General features: G+C 69.7%; 11 protein-coding genes. 5 read left to right on the top strand and 6 right to left on the bottom strand.

Annotated features, from left to right (window positions below):
• Positions 1–3: 3 nt before the first annotated feature.
• The 5 genes from nadA to AC5RVS_RS13900 all read left to right on the top strand — a co-directional run bounded on the left by nadA (position 4) and on the right by AC5RVS_RS13900 (position 5,943).
• Positions 4–1,332, top strand: a complete 1,329-nt coding sequence (gene nadA / locus AC5RVS_RS13920) for a quinolinate synthase NadA (protein WP_494108588.1) — start codon at positions 4–6, stop codon at positions 1,330–1,332.
• Positions 1,329–3,020, top strand: coding sequence for an L-aspartate oxidase (gene nadB, locus AC5RVS_RS13915; RefSeq protein WP_494108587.1), 1,692 nt, complete (start codon positions 1,329–1,331; stop codon positions 3,018–3,020). The genes nadA and nadB overlap by 4 nt, the downstream gene beginning before the upstream one ends.
• The gene (nadC, locus tag AC5RVS_RS13910) at positions 3,017–3,919 is read left to right on the top strand and encodes a carboxylating nicotinate-nucleotide diphosphorylase (RefSeq protein ID WP_494108586.1); all 903 of its coding nucleotides are present in this window, start codon (positions 3,017–3,019) and stop codon (positions 3,917–3,919) included. Before nadB ends, nadC begins: the two co-directional genes overlap by 4 nt.
• The gene (locus tag AC5RVS_RS13905; RefSeq protein WP_494108585.1) at positions 3,916–5,058 is read left to right on the top strand and encodes a cysteine desulfurase family protein; all 1,143 of its coding nucleotides are present in this window, start codon (positions 3,916–3,918) and stop codon (positions 5,056–5,058) included. The genes nadC and AC5RVS_RS13905 overlap by 4 nt, the downstream gene beginning before the upstream one ends.
• A gap of 105 nt (positions 5,059–5,163) precedes the next feature.
• On the top strand, positions 5,164–5,943 hold the full coding sequence (locus tag AC5RVS_RS13900; RefSeq protein WP_494108584.1) for a hypothetical protein: 780 nt from the start codon (positions 5,164–5,166) through the stop codon (positions 5,941–5,943).
• Between the two features lie 115 nt (positions 5,944–6,058).
• Here the strand turns inward: AC5RVS_RS13900 and AC5RVS_RS13895 are convergent, their stop codons facing one another.
• The 6 genes from AC5RVS_RS13895 to AC5RVS_RS13870 form a co-directional block, all read right to left on the bottom strand.
• Positions 6,059–6,511 carry a MarR family winged helix-turn-helix transcriptional regulator gene (locus AC5RVS_RS13895; protein WP_493986839.1) on the bottom strand — a complete coding sequence of 151 codons (453 nt, stop codon included), beginning with the start codon at positions 6,509–6,511 and terminating at the stop codon, positions 6,059–6,061.
• A complete protein-coding gene (locus AC5RVS_RS13890; RefSeq protein ID WP_494108583.1) occupies positions 6,504–7,613 on the bottom strand; it encodes an LLM class flavin-dependent oxidoreductase in 1,110 nt (369 codons plus the stop codon). Before AC5RVS_RS13890 ends, AC5RVS_RS13895 begins: the two co-directional genes overlap by 8 nt.
• 201 nt (positions 7,614–7,814) lie before the next feature.
• Positions 7,815–8,954 (bottom strand): FUSC family protein, encoded by a 1,140-nt coding sequence (locus tag AC5RVS_RS13885; RefSeq protein ID WP_493986841.1) that lies wholly within the window; start codon positions 8,952–8,954, stop codon positions 7,815–7,817.
• A gap of 32 nt (positions 8,955–8,986) precedes the next feature.
• On the bottom strand, positions 8,987–12,289 hold the full coding sequence (locus tag AC5RVS_RS13880) for an efflux RND transporter permease subunit (protein WP_494108582.1): 3,303 nt from the start codon (positions 12,287–12,289) through the stop codon (positions 8,987–8,989).
• 42 nt (positions 12,290–12,331) lie between these two features.
• Positions 12,332–13,825: a malate:quinone oxidoreductase gene (locus tag AC5RVS_RS13875; protein WP_493986843.1), complete on the bottom strand. Its 1,494-nt coding sequence runs from the start codon at positions 13,823–13,825 to the stop codon at positions 12,332–12,334.
• Between the two features lie 249 nt (positions 13,826–14,074).
• A complete protein-coding gene (locus tag AC5RVS_RS13870; protein ID WP_494108581.1) occupies positions 14,075–15,754 on the bottom strand; it encodes an ABC transporter substrate-binding protein in 1,680 nt (559 codons plus the stop codon).
• Positions 15,755–15,814 lie beyond the last annotated feature (60 nt).

The raw sequence follows: 15,814 nt of genomic DNA, 5'->3' as shown, positions 1-15,814 counted from the left end.
ACCATGTCATCGGTCAACAGCACCATCCAGCTGATCACCCGCGAGGAAGCCCTTGCCGGCTCCCGCGCGCCTGCCGCCTCCACCTGCACACCCGATTTGGCGCAGGGGCCGTGGGCCTTCGACACCGCCTCGGCGAGCGGTGCCTGGGCGCCCTCCTACGGGCCCGGCGCGTCGATGGCCGATCCGGCGCCGGCCGCGACCCCGCGGCAGGGCGAAATCCCGGCAGAATACCGGCTGGCCGGCGACGAGGAGCTCGAGGAGCGGATCCTGGCCGCCAAGGCAAAGCTGGGCGACAAGCTGGTCATCCTCGGCCACTTCTACCAGCGCGACGAAGTGGTCAAGTACGCCGATTTCGTGGGCGATTCGTTCCAGCTGGCTCGGGCCGCCAAGGAAAAGCCGGAGGCGGAAGTCATCGTTTTCTGCGGCGTGCACTTCATGGCGGAAACCGCCGACATGCTCTCCGGAAAAGACCAGGCCGTGATCCTGCCGAACCTGGCCGCGGGCTGCTCCATGGCGGACATGGCGGACATCGACTCGGTGCAAGCCTGCTGGGACCAGCTGGCGGGCGTGCTCGGCACCGGTCCGGACGCGGACGGCAAGGTCCCGGTCATCCCGGTCACGTACATGAACTCGTCGGCCGCGCTCAAGGGGTTCTGCGGAGAGAACGGCGGGATCGTCTGCACGTCGTCGAACGCCGAAACCGTGCTGGAGTGGGCCTTCGAGCGCGCCCACCGGGTGCTCTTCTTCCCCGACCAGCATCTGGGCCGCAACACCGCCAAGGCCATGGGCGTGCCGCTGGAGCAGATGCCCATGTGGAATCCGCGCCAGCCACTGGGCGGCAACGACGAGGCGGCGCTGCAGGAATCGCGCGTGATCCTCTGGCACGGCTTCTGCTCCGTGCACAAGCGCTTCACCGTGGACCAGATTGAGAAGGCACGCGCCGACTACCCGGGCGTCCGGGTGATCGTGCACCCCGAATGCCCCATGCCGGTCGTGGACGCCGCGGATGAGTCCGGTTCCACCGACTACATCCGCAAGGCCGTGGCCGCCGCCACCGAGCCGACGGTCTTCGCGATCGGCACCGAGATCAACATGGTCAACCGGCTGGCCGCTGAGTACCCGCAGCACACCATCTTCTGCCTCGACCCGGTGATCTGCCCGTGCTCGACGATGTACCGGATCCACCCGGGTTATCTGGCCTGGGTGCTGGAAGCCTACGCCGGCACCGGCCAACTGCCCGGCGGCGAAGTCCTCAACCGGATCACCGTGCCCGATTCGGTGGCCGTCCCCGCCCGCGTGGCGCTGGAACGGATGCTGGCAGCCAAGCCGTGAACCGCGAACCGGCCCGGCGCGTGGCGGTGGTGGGGTCCGGCATCGCCGGGCTCTACGCCGCCGCGCTCGCCGCGGAACGTCCGGACACGGCCGTCACCCTGATCACCAAGGGCAGGCTGGCCGAGTCCAACACCTGGCACGCCCAGGGCGGGATCACCGCGGTCACCGCGCAGGGCGTCGCGGCCGGGGATTCGGTGGCGGCCCACATCGCCGACACCCTCACCGCCGGTGCCTTCATGAACGACGACGGCGCCGTCCGCCTGCTGTGCTCAGGCGCCGCGGCGGACATCGCCACCCTGGAAGAGTGGGGCGTGGCCTTCGACCGGCACGGCGGTGAATTGTCGCTCGGGCTGGAAGGGGCCCACTCGGCGCCGCGGATCCTGCATGCCGGTGGGGACCGCACCGGGGCCGGCATCGCCGAAGTCCTGATCCGGGTGGTCCGCGGCCTGGCGGAGGCGGGCCGGCTGGAGATCCTCGAGCACACGATGGTGCGGCGGCTGCTCACGGCCGGCGCGCGCGTGGCGGGCGTGGAGTTGCTGCACGTGGAATCAGGTGCGGTGCCCGACCACCTGGACACCGACGTCGTTATCCTCGCGACCGGCGGTGCCGGGCAGCTGTACCCGGCCACCACCAACGCCGCCGCTGCCACCGGCGACGGTGCGGCGCTGGCTTGGGAAGCCGGCGCGGTCCTGGCCGACCTGGAGTTCATCCAGTTCCACCCCACCCTGCTGGACCCGGCGGCGACGGGAGGCAGGGCCTTCATGATCTCCGAGGCGGTGCGCGGCGAAGGCGCCGTGCTGGTGGACGCGGCGGGGGAGCGGTTCATGCCGGCGCTGCATCCGGACGCCGAGCTGGCACCCCGTGACGTGGTCGCGCGCTGCATCCACAACCAGCTCCGGCTGCAGGAGGGAAACGGACTCATGCCGCAGGTCTTCCTGGACGCCACCGGGATAGAGCGGGAAAAGGGCGCCGGTTTCCTGGCCGCGAGGTTCCCGATGATCGACGCCACGGTCCGGTCGCTGGGCTTCGACTGGACGCGGGAACCGCTGCCGGTCCTGCCGGCCTCGCACTACTGGATGGGGGGCGTGCGGACCGACCACGACGGCAGGACCTCGGTGCCCGGGCTGCTGGCAGTGGGCGAGGTCGCCTGCACCGGAGTGCACGGAGCCAACCGGCTGGCCTCGAACTCGCTGCTGGAAGGCCTGGTTTTCGCCCGCCGCGCCGTGCGGGGGCTGGACGGACCGGAGCGCGTGCCGGTGTTCGGGGCGGTCCCGTTGGACTTCGGTGCCCCGCCGGGCCGTCGGATGCCTGCCGAGGCCCGCGCCGGCCAGCCAGACGCGCCGGCCGGAACCACCGCGTGCACCCGGCAACAGATCCAGACGGTGATGGCGGCCGCCGCCGGCGTGGTCCGCGACGGCCCAACGCTGCGGGAGGCCGCCCGGCAGCTGGCGCGGTGGCATGTGCCGGTCACCGACGCCGCCTCGGCGGAGGATGCCGCACTGCTGACCGTGGCACGGCTGGTGGTGGCGGCCGCCGCGGCGCGGCGGGACAGCATCGGCGGCCACTACCGCAGCGACTACCCCCAGGCCCCGGCGCACCGCCGGCACCTGGGCTTCGTGAACGCTGCCGCGGCCGCCGCCGCCAACTTCTTCCCAACGTCCCAGCGAGTCCTGCAGGAGCAGCCATGAACCATATCCAGCCGATCGACCGGACAGCCATGGAGCGGATCGTCGCCGGGGCGCTCGCCGAGGACGCGCCGTGGGGCGACGTCACGTCCAGTGCGCTGATTCCGGCCGACGCCACGGCCACGGCGGAGCTGGCCGCCCGCGAGCCCGGCGTGCTCTCCGGCGGTCCGGTGCTGGCCGAGGTCTTCCGGCAGGTGGATCCGGGCGTGCGGGTGGAGCTGAAGACCGACGACGGCGCCGCCTTCGAGGCCGGGGAGGTGCTGGCCGTCCTGACCGGGAACGCCCGCTCCATCCTGCTGGGCGAACGGGTGGCCCTGAACCTGCTGCAGCGGCTGAGCGGCATCGCCACCCAGACCGCCGCCTTCGTCCGGGAAGTTGCCGGTACGGCGGCCCGGGTGGTGGATACCCGCAAGACCACGCCCGGCCTGCGGGCGCTGGAGCGCTATGCAGTGCGCTGCGGCGGCGGGCACAACCACCGCTATTCGCTCTCCGACGCCGTGATGGCCAAGGACAACCACCTGGCCGTGCTCACCGCCGACGGCAGCCGGGACCTGACCGAGGCGCTGCTGGAGGCGAAGGCCAGACTCCCGCACACCGTCCACTTCGAGGTGGAGGTGGACAGGGCTGAGCAGATCGAGCCGGTCCTGGCCGCCGGCGTGGACACCATCATGCTGGACAACTTCAGCGTGGACGAACTCAGCGCCGGCGTTGCCCAGGTGGCCGGTCGCGCCATCGTCGAGGCCAGCGGCAACGTGCGGTTGGACACCGTCGGCCGGATTGCCCGGACCGGGGTGGACGTCATCTCGTCCGGCGCGCTCACCCACAGTGTGCGGTCGCTGGACCTGGGCCTGGACATCCGCATCGCCGCGGGGCCGGCGGCCGAGGGGGCATCGTCGTCGTGATCTATCTGGACGCTGCGGCGACCGCCCCGGTGCGCCGCGAGGTGCTGGAGGCTATGTGGCCGGCGCTGACGCAGGACTTCGGCAACCCCTCGAGCCACCACACCGTGGGCGAGGCGGCGCTGCGGGCACTCGATTATGCCCGGGGGAAGGCCGCCGAGGTGCTGGGCTGCCGCCCGGGCGAGATCATCTTCACGTCCGGCGGGACCGAGTCCAACAACCTGGCGATCAAGGGCATTGCGCTCGCCTCCCCGCGGGGCAGGCATGTGGTCACCAGCGCCGTGGAACACCCCTCGGTGCTGGAGGCCGTCGACTATCTGGCCCGCTTCCATGGCTTCGAGGTCACCCGGGTGCCGGTGGATTCCGCGGGCATGGTCCGCGTGGACGAACTGGAAGCGGCGCTGCGCGATGACACCACGCTGTGCACGGTGATGTATGCGAACAACGAGGTGGGCACCATCCAGCCGGTCGGCCGCATCGGCAGGCTCTGCCGGGCGGCCGGGGTCCCGTTCCATACCGATGCCGTGCAGGCGGCCGGCTGGCTGGACCTGGACGTCGCGGCGCTCGGGGCGGAGGCACTCAGCGTGTCCGGCCACAAGCTGGGCGCGCCCAAGGGCTGCGGGCTGCTGTATGTGTCCGGCCGGGTTCCGCTGGAGCCGGTGCTGCACGGCGGCGGGCAGGAGCGCGGCAGGCGGTCCGGCACGGAGAACGTTGCCGGCGCGGTCGCCGTCGCCACCGCGTTGTCGCTGGCCGACGGCGACCGGGCGGCCGACGCAGAACGGCTCACGGGCTACCGCGATTACCTGATCGACACCGTCCTGCGGGAACTGCCCGGTACCGTGCTGACCGGTCACCGCACCGAACGGCTGCCCGCCAGCGCTTCCTTCTGCTTCCCGGGAACGTCCGGCGAGGCGGTGCTGTTGGAACTCGAACGCCGCGGGGTGGTCTGCTCCAGCGGGTCGGCCTGCGCCGCCGGCTCGGACGAGCCGTCGGCGGTGCTGCTGGCCATGGGACTCGACCCGGCCGTGGCGCAGACCGCGGTGCGGCTGACCTTCACGGCCGGCGTGAAGGAAGCCGAGGTCGCCCTGGCGGCGCGCTCCGTCGTCGCCGCCGTCAAAGAGGTCCAGGCGTTGCGGCGCTGAACCGGAGCGCCGCCCGGCGCTCCGGGACACGACGCGTGGTCCTATACCGGACCGATCCGCCCGCTGGGTACGGTGGAGTCCTCACGGACCTGAGGGGAGTGCAGCATGAACACGCGAACGATGCCGGGCCGGGGCGCCGCCGCGGCACTGTGCCTGGTGCTTGTTTCCGGCTGCGGCCTGCTGCCCGTCGGCGACGACGGCGCGTCGGCCGGCGCGAGTGCGTTGCCGTCGGGGGCGGCCGGCGGGGGTGCCGACGGACAACCCGCGCCGCCGCTCGGCAAAGACCCCGTGCGGGAAGCCACCATCGACGGCTGGAAGGTCTACACCGATCCGGACCGCGTGCTCAGTTTCGAAGTTCCCGGCGATTGGGTGGTGCAGCGGCAGGTCAAGCCCGGCCAGCCCTCGGACGACGGGCTGCATCTGGACATCCGGAACGCTTCGGGCAAGGTGGCCGCCGAACTGCATACCCGGCTCAAGCTGCCAAAGGCCAGCTGCGACGGCGGCGTCACCGAACTGCGGGTGCTGGTCAGCGAGCCGGCGAAGGTGCCTGCCGTGCCATCCGACGACACGGTCGACCCGCTGTTCGTCTACCGGACGCTGCTGGGCTACCAGTACTTCGGGTCGATGGGGCTGACCGACAAGACGGCCGGCGACGGCTTCCAGGCCTGCATGGTGGAAAACACCGTCAACGGTCCGGAACCGGTAGGCACCTACTCCTTCGGCACCGCCGTCCGCCACGGCACCCCGGCGCCCGGCGAGGACACCGGCCTGCTCGATGCCTACGGCCTCATCGCGGAGGCGGAGAGCTATGTCTCCACCAAGCACTTCAAGACGGTGCAGCAGGTCATCATGACCCTGCAGATCGCCGAAAAACCGCCGGCCTGAGCCCGCCTGGACCCGTCCGGACCCGGGAGGGGCGGCTTCCAGCCCGGGGTTGCGCAGGGGCGGCAAAAAGCCCGGAGGCCGGCGCAGATGCGGCGGCCTCCGGGCGTTTCAGCCGTTACTTCAGGCCGGCCCGCAGTTTGTCGGTCAGCTCCTGGAGTTGTCCGAATTCCTCCTCGGACAGCAGCGGGGCGAGCATGGAATGCAGGTGCTTCACGTGCTGCCGGCCGATCTCCTTCTGCAACGCGCGGCCTTCGTCGGTCAGCGAGATCTCGATGCCCCGCTGGTCGTTGCGGGCCGTGCGCCGGAGGACCAGGCCTTTCTTCTCCAAGCGGTCAACCATCCGGCTGAGGCTCGGCTGGCTGATCAACAGCGCCTCGTTCAGCTCGTTCAGCCGGCTCCAGCCGCCCGGGCACCGGCTCAGGTTGAACAGGACGTCGTACTCGCGCATCGCGAGCTTCTTGAACTCGGGCAGCTGCTGCAGCCGGCGCATCACCGCCACCTGGGTGCGGAACAGCGATTCCCAGGCCGCCGCCGTCGTCCTGATCTCAGAACCGCCTGAATCAGCCATGGGACACCGCCTCCCCGGCAGCTTCCTTGGCGTCGCGCGCGGCCTTGCGGCTGGCGTGGGTCGGGGCGTCCGGAACATGCGCCGGCTTGCGGGCGGCGAACTCCTTCTTCAGCACTGGCAGCACTTCTTCGCCGAACAGGTCCAGCTGCTCCAATACGGTCTTCAGCGGCAGGCCGGCGTGGTCGATCAGGAACAGCTGGCGCTGGTAGTCGCCGAAGTAATCCGCGAAGGCCAGGGTCTTCTCGATGACCTGCTCCGGGCTGCCGACGGTCAGCGGGGTCTGCGCGGTGAAGTCCTCCAGGGACGGTCCGTGGCCGTAGACGGGGGCGTTGTCGAAGTACGGGCGGAATTCGTTGACCGCGTCCTGGGAGTTCTTGCGCATGAAGAACTGCCCGCCCAGGCCCACGATTGCCTGGTCGGCGGTGCCGTGGCCGTAGTGCTCGTAGCGCTCGCGGTACAGGCCGATGAGCTGCATGTAGTGCTCCTTCGGCCAGAAGATGTTGTTGGCAAAGAAGCCGTCGCCGTAATAGGCCGCCAGTTCCGCGATCTGCGGCGTGCGGATCGAGCCGTGCCAGACGAAGGGCGCGACGCCGTCCAGGGGCTGGGGCGTGGAGGTGTAGTTGTGCAGCGGGGTGCGGTGCTTGCCCTGCCAGTTCACGACTTCCTCGTCCCAGAGCTTGCGCAGCAGGGCGTAGTTCTCCACCGTCAGCTCCAGCGAGTCCTGGATGTTCTTGCCGAACCAGGGGTAGACCGGGGCGGTGTTGCCGCGTCCCAGCACCAGGTCCACGCGGCCGTCCGCCAGCTGCTGGAGCATGGCGAAGTCCTCGGCGATCTTCACGGGATCGTTGGTGGTAATCAGCGTGGTGGCGGTGGAAAGTGTGATCCGCTCGGTCTGCGCGGCGATGTAGGCCAGCAGCGTGGTGGGGGAGCTGGAGAAGAACGGCGGGTTGTGGTGCTCGCCGATGGCGTAGACATCCATGCCGATGTCTTCGACCTTCTTGGCAATGGCGACCGAGGCCTTGATCCGCTCGCGCTCCGTGGGCATGCGGTTGGTGGTCGGGTCCAGGGTGACGTCGCTGACGCTGAATACGCCGAGTTCCATAATGTGCCTTTCGTGGTGCTTGTTCAGGAATCAGTTTACATGCATATGCATTCACTGTTCCAACGACGCACCGGTCCGATTGATTCCCCGCCACCTGCAAGCCCATCACCGCCGCGCGTCCGCCGCCCTGCCGCCAGGCGCTTCCGGGGCGGATTCGCTGGTAAAGGCCTTTCGCAACGCCGAGGAGGTTGCCCCGCCAGGCTAACGGGCCTGGCCGCCCGAGGGATCCTTCACATGCCGGCCAAGCGCGGCCAGTATGCGTTCCAGGCTGACCGCCACGGATCCTGCCGCCGCCGCGGGGGACTCTGAGGACACCGTGCCCGCGACGATTCCGGTGAGGCGGTGCTGCGCATCGCGCGCGGCCTCCAACTTCTCCGGCAGGTCCTCGGCGGTCATGCTTCTGATTGCCTCGGCCGTGGCTTCCAGGGCGTTGGCCATCGGGGCCAGCACGGGGTCGGGGAGATGCAGGGTCTCGTCCCAGATCACGGCGCTGAGCACCTCGGTCATGTCCTGGGTATGGAAGGCGGCGCGCTCCAGCGTGCGCAAATTCCGCCAATCGGTCTCCAGGTCCCGGTCGTGGAACCTGCGCCGCGGATTGGCCTTGCGGCTGCGGTCGGCGGTCTGGACGGCCTGCCGCACCTGGTTGCCCAGCCGCGTGATGCTCTCCCCGTTCGACGCCCAATCCTTGCGTTCCGGCGGCCAGTTCTCCCGGAGCGCCTCGGCCATGTCCTCCAGCTGCCGGGCGAGGTCGGATTGCAGCTGCTGCAGGCTGCGTCCCACCACGTTGAAGTTCAACGGCGGGAACAGCAGGAAGTTCACGGTGATGCCGACGAGCACTCCCACCGCCATCTGCACGGCATAGCCGAGCGAGTAGTCGCCGGCATTGGAACCGCCCACCAGCAGGACGAACAGCGCGGCCATGGGAACCCACTCCCGGCCGGCCCCGAGCCGCGGCAGCCCCGCGACCAGGACCCCGAGGAACACCAGCAGCCCCACCGTCACGACGTGCGGGCCGACCGTCAGCAGCAGGAGCATGGCCAGGCCGATGCCCAGCATCAGCCCGGCCAGTGTCTCCACGGAGGTCTTAACGGAGTCGGCGACGGTGGAATACATGCTGATCAGCGCGCCCAGCGGGGCGTAATAGGGGTATTGGTCCACTTCGCCGGGCAGCCGCAGGGCGATGAACCACGCGATGGCGCACGCCAACGCGGTCTTGAACGCCAGCTGGACCCGGCGCCACCCGCCCATCTGCTGGCCATATTTGCGCAGCGGGGCAGGGAGCCGGTCCGTGAGCCGGTCCAGGCGGCCCGGCCCGGCAGGCATGGTTTCCGGTTCTGGCATGTTCAGTACCTCCACGGTTCCGGGTACGCCGGTCAGCGTCCGGCCGGAACCAGTTCTGCCTCGAGTGTATGCCGCTCGTTCGCCCGGCGCTCGCGCCGGCCTTCGACCAGCCGGTACAGCACCGGCACCAGCACCAGCGTCAGCGCGGTGGAGGACACCAGACCGCCGATCACCACCACGGCCAGCGGCTGCGAGATGAAACCGCCCTCGCCGGTCAGTCCCAGTGCCATCGGCGTGAGCGCAAAGACGGTGGCGAGCGCCGTCATCAGGATGGGCCGCAGCCGGCGCCGCGCGCCGTGGGTGATCGCGTCCGCCACGGTCATGCCGGGCCGGCCGTCGTGCGGGCGCCGGTACTGGTTGATCAGGTCGATCAGCACGATCGCGTTCGTCACCACGATGCCCACCAGCATCAGCATGCCGATCAGCGACGGCAGCCCCAGCGGGATCCCCGTGACGACCAGCAACCCGATGGCCCCCGTGGCGGCGAACGGAATGGAGACCAGCAGGATCAGCGGCTGCACCAGGGACTTGAACGTGGCCACCATGATCACGTAGACAATGGCGACGGCGGCCAGCAGCGCCCAGCCCAGCTGTTCAAAGGACTCGGCCTGCTGCGTGGCCGCGCCGCCCAAATCCGCCGTGACCCCGGCCGGCAGCTCGGTGCTGTCCAGGGCAGCCGCCACCTCGCCGCTGAGGGCGCCCAGGTTCTCTCCCGCCGGGGTCACGGAGACCACGGCGGTGCGTTCGCCGCCGCTGGCGCTGATCGACGTCGGCACGTCGGTTTCCTCCACGGTGGCCAGGTCGGTCAGCGGCACCGGGCCGGCCGCCGTGGGCACCTCGACGCCGCGCAGTTCCTCGACGCTGGAGAAATCGCCGCCTTCACCGATCAGCACCGGGAAGTCGGTGGTGCCGATCCGCACGGTGCCGCCGGGCAGCGGGCTGATCGTGGACGCCAGCAGGCCCGCGACCTGCTCCTCGTCCAGCCCCGCAGCCACGGCCTTGGCCCGGTCCACGGACACCTGGACCACGGGCTCGGCCGCCGAGAGGTTGCTGGACACCTCCGCGGCCCCCGGCACCTCCCGCAGCAGCTCCACCAGCCGGTCGGAGGCGTCCCGCAGCTCCTCCGGCCCGCTCGCGGAGATTTCCACGTCCACGGTGCTGGACGTGCCGAAGCCGCCGCCCTGGGTGCCCAGCGTGAACGTTGCCTCGCCGGGCAGCCTTTCGACGGCGGAGCGCACCCGGTCGCGCAGCGCGGCCTGGTCGATGCCTTCCTCGGTGATGACGGTGTACTGGGCCACCGAAGCCCCCGCGGAGAGGAACGACCCCAGGCTGCCTCCGGCGTTGCCCATGGTGACCTGGACCGCCTCGATCCCTTCCATCCCGGCCAGCAGCTCCTCGACCGGGGCCGCCGCCTCGTCGGTGGTCGCCAGGCTGGTCCCGGCCGGCATCTCCTGGCGCAGGTTGAAGCTGTTCTGTCCGCTGTCGCCCAGCAGGTTGGTCTGCATCAGCGGCACCATGGCGCCGGTGCCGGCCAGCACCAGCAGGGCCGCCACGGTGGTGATCACCGGGTGCCGCTGCGTGCCGGCGAGCACCGGCAGGTAGCCGCGCTGCAGCAGCGAGCGGCGTTCCTTCTCGGAGGCCGCCGCACGCACCGCGGAGGCGTCGGAGTGTTGCTGTGTCGCGGGGGATTTCACGAACCAGTAGGCCAGCACCGGCACGATGGTCAGCGACACCGCCAGCGACGCGAGCAGAGCCAGCGCGGTGGTGATGGCGAACGGCCGGAACAGCTCGCCGGCCAAATCGCCCACGAACGCGATCGGCAGGAACACCGCAACGGTCGTCAGGGTGGAAGCGGTGATGGCCCCGGCGACCTCGCGGACCGCCGCCAGGATGGCGTCGCGCTTGGGTTCGCCATAGTTCAGGTGCCGTTTGATGTTCTCGACGACCACGATCGAGTCATCCACGACGCGCCCGATGGCGATCGTGAGCGCGCCGAGGGTGAGGATGTTCAGCGAGTAGCCGAGCGCATTCAGGCCGATGAACGTGGCCAGCAGCGACAGCGGGATGGAAATCGCCGTGATCAGCGTGGAGCGCACGGAGAGCAGGAACACCAGGATGATCAGCACCGCGAAGCCCAGTCCCAGCAGGCCCTCGGTGGTCAGGTCCTTGATGGACGTCTCGATAAACGGGGCCTGGTCAAACACCGTGGTGATCTGCGCGCGGTCGCCCAGTTCGGCCTCCAGCTCGGGCAGCATCTCCCCGATGGCGTGCGAGATGGCCACCGTATCGCCCTCCGGCGTTTTGGTGACGGCCAGGGCCAGCGTCAGCTCGCCGTTGGTCCGGGTGATCGAGGTCTGCTCGTCGTCGGCAATGCCGACGTCGGCCACCTCGCCGATGGTGGCCGGGTCGGCCGGCGCCGGGTCCGGCTGCTGGGCGGGCCGGTCCGGGGCGGGCACGGTGTCCGGCACGGGCACCAGGCCCTGGTCTGTGCCGCTGCCCGGCGGGGCCGGCTGGCCCTCGCCCGGGAACTGCCCGGGTGCCCGCCCCGCCTCCGGTGCGGAAGGCACGGAAGGCTGCTCCGCCGTCGTTGTTTCAGCGGGGGAGAGCGGCAGGTTTTCGATGGCCTCCAGGCTGTCCAGCGGGCTGCCGATCTGCACGGAGAGGCTCTGGCCGTCCTGCTGCACCGCGCCGGCGGGGACCAGGCCGCCGCTGTTCGCCAGGCTGTCCACGATGGCGGAAACGCCGACGCCGGCCTCCGCCATGGCGTCGTCGTCCGGCACGATGGCGATGTGCCGGCCGGGGCCGCCGGAGACTTCGGCCCCGCGCACGCCGGGGATGTTCTGCAGCCGGGGCACCGTCAGCCGGTTCAGCTCGGTGCTCAGCTCGCTCAGCGTCAGGTCGGAGGAGACCGCCATGAAGACGATGGGGAAGTCATCGATGCTGCCGGCCAGCGACAGCGGCGAGACGTCCTCGGGCAGCTGCTGGCGGACGTTGGAGATGGCGCGGTCCACCTGGCTGCGCGCCCGGTCCAGGTTGGTGCCGTAAACGAACGTGAGGTTGACGGTGGAGAACCCGGTACGCGAAACCGCCGAGGAGGACTCGAGGCCCTCGACGGCGGTGAGTGCACGTTCCAGCGGTTCGCTGACCTGCTTGTCCACGACTTCCGGCGACGCGCCGGGCATGGAACTGACGACGGTGATCCGCGGGAACTCGAGCGAGGGAATGAGTTCCTGCTTCAGGGAACCCATCGTGATCACGCCGAAGACGGCCACAAAGACCGTAATCAGCGCGATCAACGCACGATTCGCCAGGGACAGCGTTGCCAGCTTGTGCATGGCTTGAAGCTTAGTTCAGCGGCTTGCGGGATCGAACCGGGGTCAGGCCAGTTCGAGCACCCGGTCGGTGTCGGCGGTGATGTCGGCCAACAGCGAGGGGTTCTCGTTCAGGTTCACACCGTAGCCGGGGATCATGTCCTTCAGCTTGGGTTCCCAGCCCTTGAACTCCAGCGGGAAGCAGCGTTCCAGCAGGCTGATCATGATCGGCGCGGCGGTGGAAGCGCCGGGGGAGGCGCCGAGCAGGGCCGAGATGCTGCCGTCGGCCGAAGCGATGACCTCGGTGCCGAACTGCAGGGCGCCGCCCTTCTTCGGGTCCTTCTTGATCACCTGGACACGCTGGCCGGCGGTGATCAGCTCCCACTGGTCGCCGGCAACCTCCGGATGGAAGGCCTGCAGGGCCTCGTTCTTGCCTTCGCGGGTCTTGAGCACCTCGGTGACCAGGTACTTCACCAGGCCGAAGTTGTCCTTGGCCACGGCCAGCATGGGGATCAGGTTGGTCGGTCGAACGGACAGCGGCAGGTCCAGCAGCGAGCCGGTCTTGAGGAACTTCGGCGAGAAGCCGCCGTACGGGCCGAAGAGCAGGGAGCGCTTGCCGTTGACGAAGCGGGTGTCCAGGTGGGGCACCGACATGGGCGGGGCGCCCACGGAGGCCTGGCCGTAGACCTTGGCGTTGTGGGCGGCGATGACGGTTTCGTCCGTGCAGCGCAGGAACTGTCCGGACACCGGGAACCCGCCGTAGCCCTTGGACTCGGGGATGCCCGAGCGCTGCAGCAGGTGCAGGGCGCCGCCGCCGGCGCCGATGAACACGAAGCGGGCATTGACCTTGGTTTTCTCGCCGGTGGCGTTGTTCCTGATCTCCAGGGTCCAGCGGCCGTCGGTGTTGCGGGAGACGTCCAGCACGCGGTGGCCGTAGTTCAGCTCGACGCCGTTGGCGGTCAGGTAGCCGGCCAGCTTGCGGGTCAGGGAACCGAAGTCCACGTCGGTGCCGCCGGCGACGCGGGATGCGGCCACGCGCTGCTGCGGATCGCGGCCGCCCATGATCAGCGGCGCCCACTCGTTGATGGCGGCGTGGTCCTCGGAGAACTCGATCCGCTCGAACAGCGGTTCTTGCTTCAGTGCTTCATGCCGGCGCTTGAGGTAGTCCGCGTGGTCATCGCCCCAGACAAAGCTCATGTGCGGCAGCGGGTTGACGAATTCCCTGGGCGACGAGATGTGGCCCTCGCGGATCATGTGCGACCAGAACTGGCGCGAGACGTGGAACTTCTCGTTGATGCCCACGGCCTTGGCGGTGGGAACGGACCCGTCCGCCGAGGCGGGGGTGTAGTTCAGCTCGCAGAGCGCGGCGTGTCCGGTGCCCGCGTTGTTCCACGGGTCCGAGGCTTCCAGGCCGACCTCGTCGAGGTTCTCGAACAGGCTGATGCTCCAGTCCGGCTGCAGCTGCTTGATGAAGGAGCCGAGGGTGGTGCTCATGATGCCGCCGCCAATCAGCGCGACGTCGACGTTCTTGGATGATCCCGAGGGAATGTTTGCAGTCAACTCAATCTCCAATAGCAGCTGTGCCAGCAGTTGAAAGCCTAGCGCGCTGCGCCAGCGAGACTAAAATCTGCCGTCTTCGATGTGACCCAATAGACAGACGCGGCGGCAGCGGCAGCGTAAAATTGCGCACCGGCCGCGGCCCGTCACCCCACGCGGCGGCCGCACCGGCCGTGCCGGCACTGTGGCCGTGCCGGCACAGCGAAGCGTGCCGGCACTCGACGCGGCAGGTTCGCTGTTGCCGGCGCCGTTTCAGCCCCGACCCAGCTCGATCATGTTGTAGACCTCGTCGAGCATCGGGCTGGCCGGGTAGCTCGCCACCCGAGGCCCCATGGCCAGCGCGGAGATGGGGAACGCCAGCGGCACCGCGGGGACCGCGCGTGCCAGCTGCTCGTTGATGCTGTGGTAGGCCTGCACACGGTCTTCGCCCTCGGGCAGGGTCTTGGCGCGGGCTATCTTGCTGCGGATCTGCGCGCTGTCGTAGCCGAACTCCATCGATTTGCTGCCGAAGAGCGGGCCCACGAAGTTGTCCGGGTCGCGGTAGCTGCCGCTCATGCCGGCCAGGTGCAGGGCGTGGCCGGTGGAACCTTGGATCGTGGCCAGGTAGCCCTCGTCCCACGGGATCGGCACGGGCTTGATATTGATTCCGACGGCGGTGAGCTGGCGGCTCAGCTCCGCGTACACCTTTTCGGGGGTGGGCAGGTAGGCGCGCGTGACGCCCAGCGGATAGTAGAACGTCAGTTCCGCGCCGTCGTACCGGGCGTCGGCCAGCAGTTCGCGCGAGCGCTCCGGGTTGTACGCGTAGTAGGGGATGGTCTCATTGGTCACGCCCAGGCTGCGCGGGATGAACTGCATGGCCTCCTTGGTGCCCTGCAGGAAGAAGCTGTCGATCAGCGCCTGCCGGTCGATCGCATGGGCGATGGCCTGGCGCATGGTGATGTCGTCCAGCCCGTCGGCCGCCTGGTTCATGCCGAGGTAGACCACGGAGAAAGGGTCGCGCTGCAACACCTGCATGCCGGCGCGGACCAGGTCCGCGTACGTGGCCGGGGTGACCAGGTCGTAGCCGTCGATGTCCCCGGCTTCCAGGGCGCGCAGCCGTGTCGTCGGATGCGGGAGCGCCTTGAACACCACCGTGCGCACATCGCCGGCCGCACCCCAGTATCCCTGGTAGGCGGAGAGCACCACGCGGTCCTGCTCCCAGTTGGCGAAGGTGAACGGCCCGGTCCCCACCGGGGCCAGGCCGTAGCGGGATACCTTGTTGCCGCCGCGTTCCTCCGTTAGCCGGTCCGCCGCCCCCGCCTTCAGCGCCGCCGGCGAGGAGATGGCAAAGGCCGGCATGGCCAGCGACGCGACCAGGCCGGTGAACCGGCGCGTCAGGTTCAGTTGGACCTCCAGCGGGCCCAGCACCTCGCAGCTGTCGTAGAGCGATTCGTCCTCGTCCTCGGCGAACGCGCCGAAGACCGACCGGAACGCCAGCCCGCCTTCCACCGGCCGGGCGTCCCGGGGGAGCCGGTACCAGCGTTCGAAATTGGCGCGGACCGCTTCGGCATCGAACGCCGTGCCGTCATGGAAAGTGACACCCGGGCGCAGTCGGAAGCGGTAGGAGCGGCCCTCGTCCAATTCGGTCCATTCGGTTGCCAGCCGGGGCGCAGGGACACCGGTCGCCGCGTCCACCCCGATCAGGGTTTCCAGCACCTGCCGGGTCACCCGGTAGGACTCGGTATCCAGTGCCAGCGCCGGGTCGAGGGTCACCGGGGTGGCGGCAATGCCCATGGTGAAGGTGGTGTCCGCGGGCGAGGCGGTCGGCTGCTCGCTGGGTGAGACGGTGGACGGGACGGGCCTGCCCGGTTCCGAGGTGCAGCCGGTGAGCAACACAGCCGCTGCCGCTGCGCCTGCCTTCAACACGGTGCGGCGCGCGGGGGGCGGTGTCACGCTTCAGGCTCCTCGGGGCAGGCGGGATGATCCTCAAGTCTAATCGACTCCTGTACCGGA

The sequence above is a fragment of the Arthrobacter sp. Y3221048 genome (assembly GCF_059092685.1).
The sequence above is the reverse complement of the archived record's forward strand: the minus strand, read 5'-3'. Positions and strand labels throughout refer to the sequence as shown.

Coding starts and splice junctions, on each gene's coding strand:
- nadC (WP_494108586.1), top strand. CDS start 3,017: ATGAACCATATCCAGCCGATCGACCGGACAGCCATGGAGCGGATCGTC.
- AC5RVS_RS13895 (WP_493986839.1), bottom strand. CDS start 6,511: ATGGCTGATTCAGGCGGTTCTGAGATCAGGACGACGGCGGCGGCCTGG.
- AC5RVS_RS13900 (WP_494108584.1), top strand. CDS start 5,164: ATGAACACGCGAACGATGCCGGGCCGGGGCGCCGCCGCGGCACTGTGC.
- AC5RVS_RS13890 (WP_494108583.1), bottom strand. CDS start 7,613: ATGGAACTCGGCGTATTCAGCGTCAGCGACGTCACCCTGGACCCGACC.
- AC5RVS_RS13885 (WP_493986841.1), bottom strand. CDS start 8,954: ATGCCAGAACCGGAAACCATGCCTGCCGGGCCGGGCCGCCTGGACCGG.
- AC5RVS_RS13880 (WP_494108582.1), bottom strand. CDS start 12,289: ATGCACAAGCTGGCAACGCTGTCCCTGGCGAATCGTGCGTTGATCGCG.
- nadA (WP_494108588.1), top strand. CDS start 4: ATGTCATCGGTCAACAGCACCATCCAGCTGATCACCCGCGAGGAAGCC.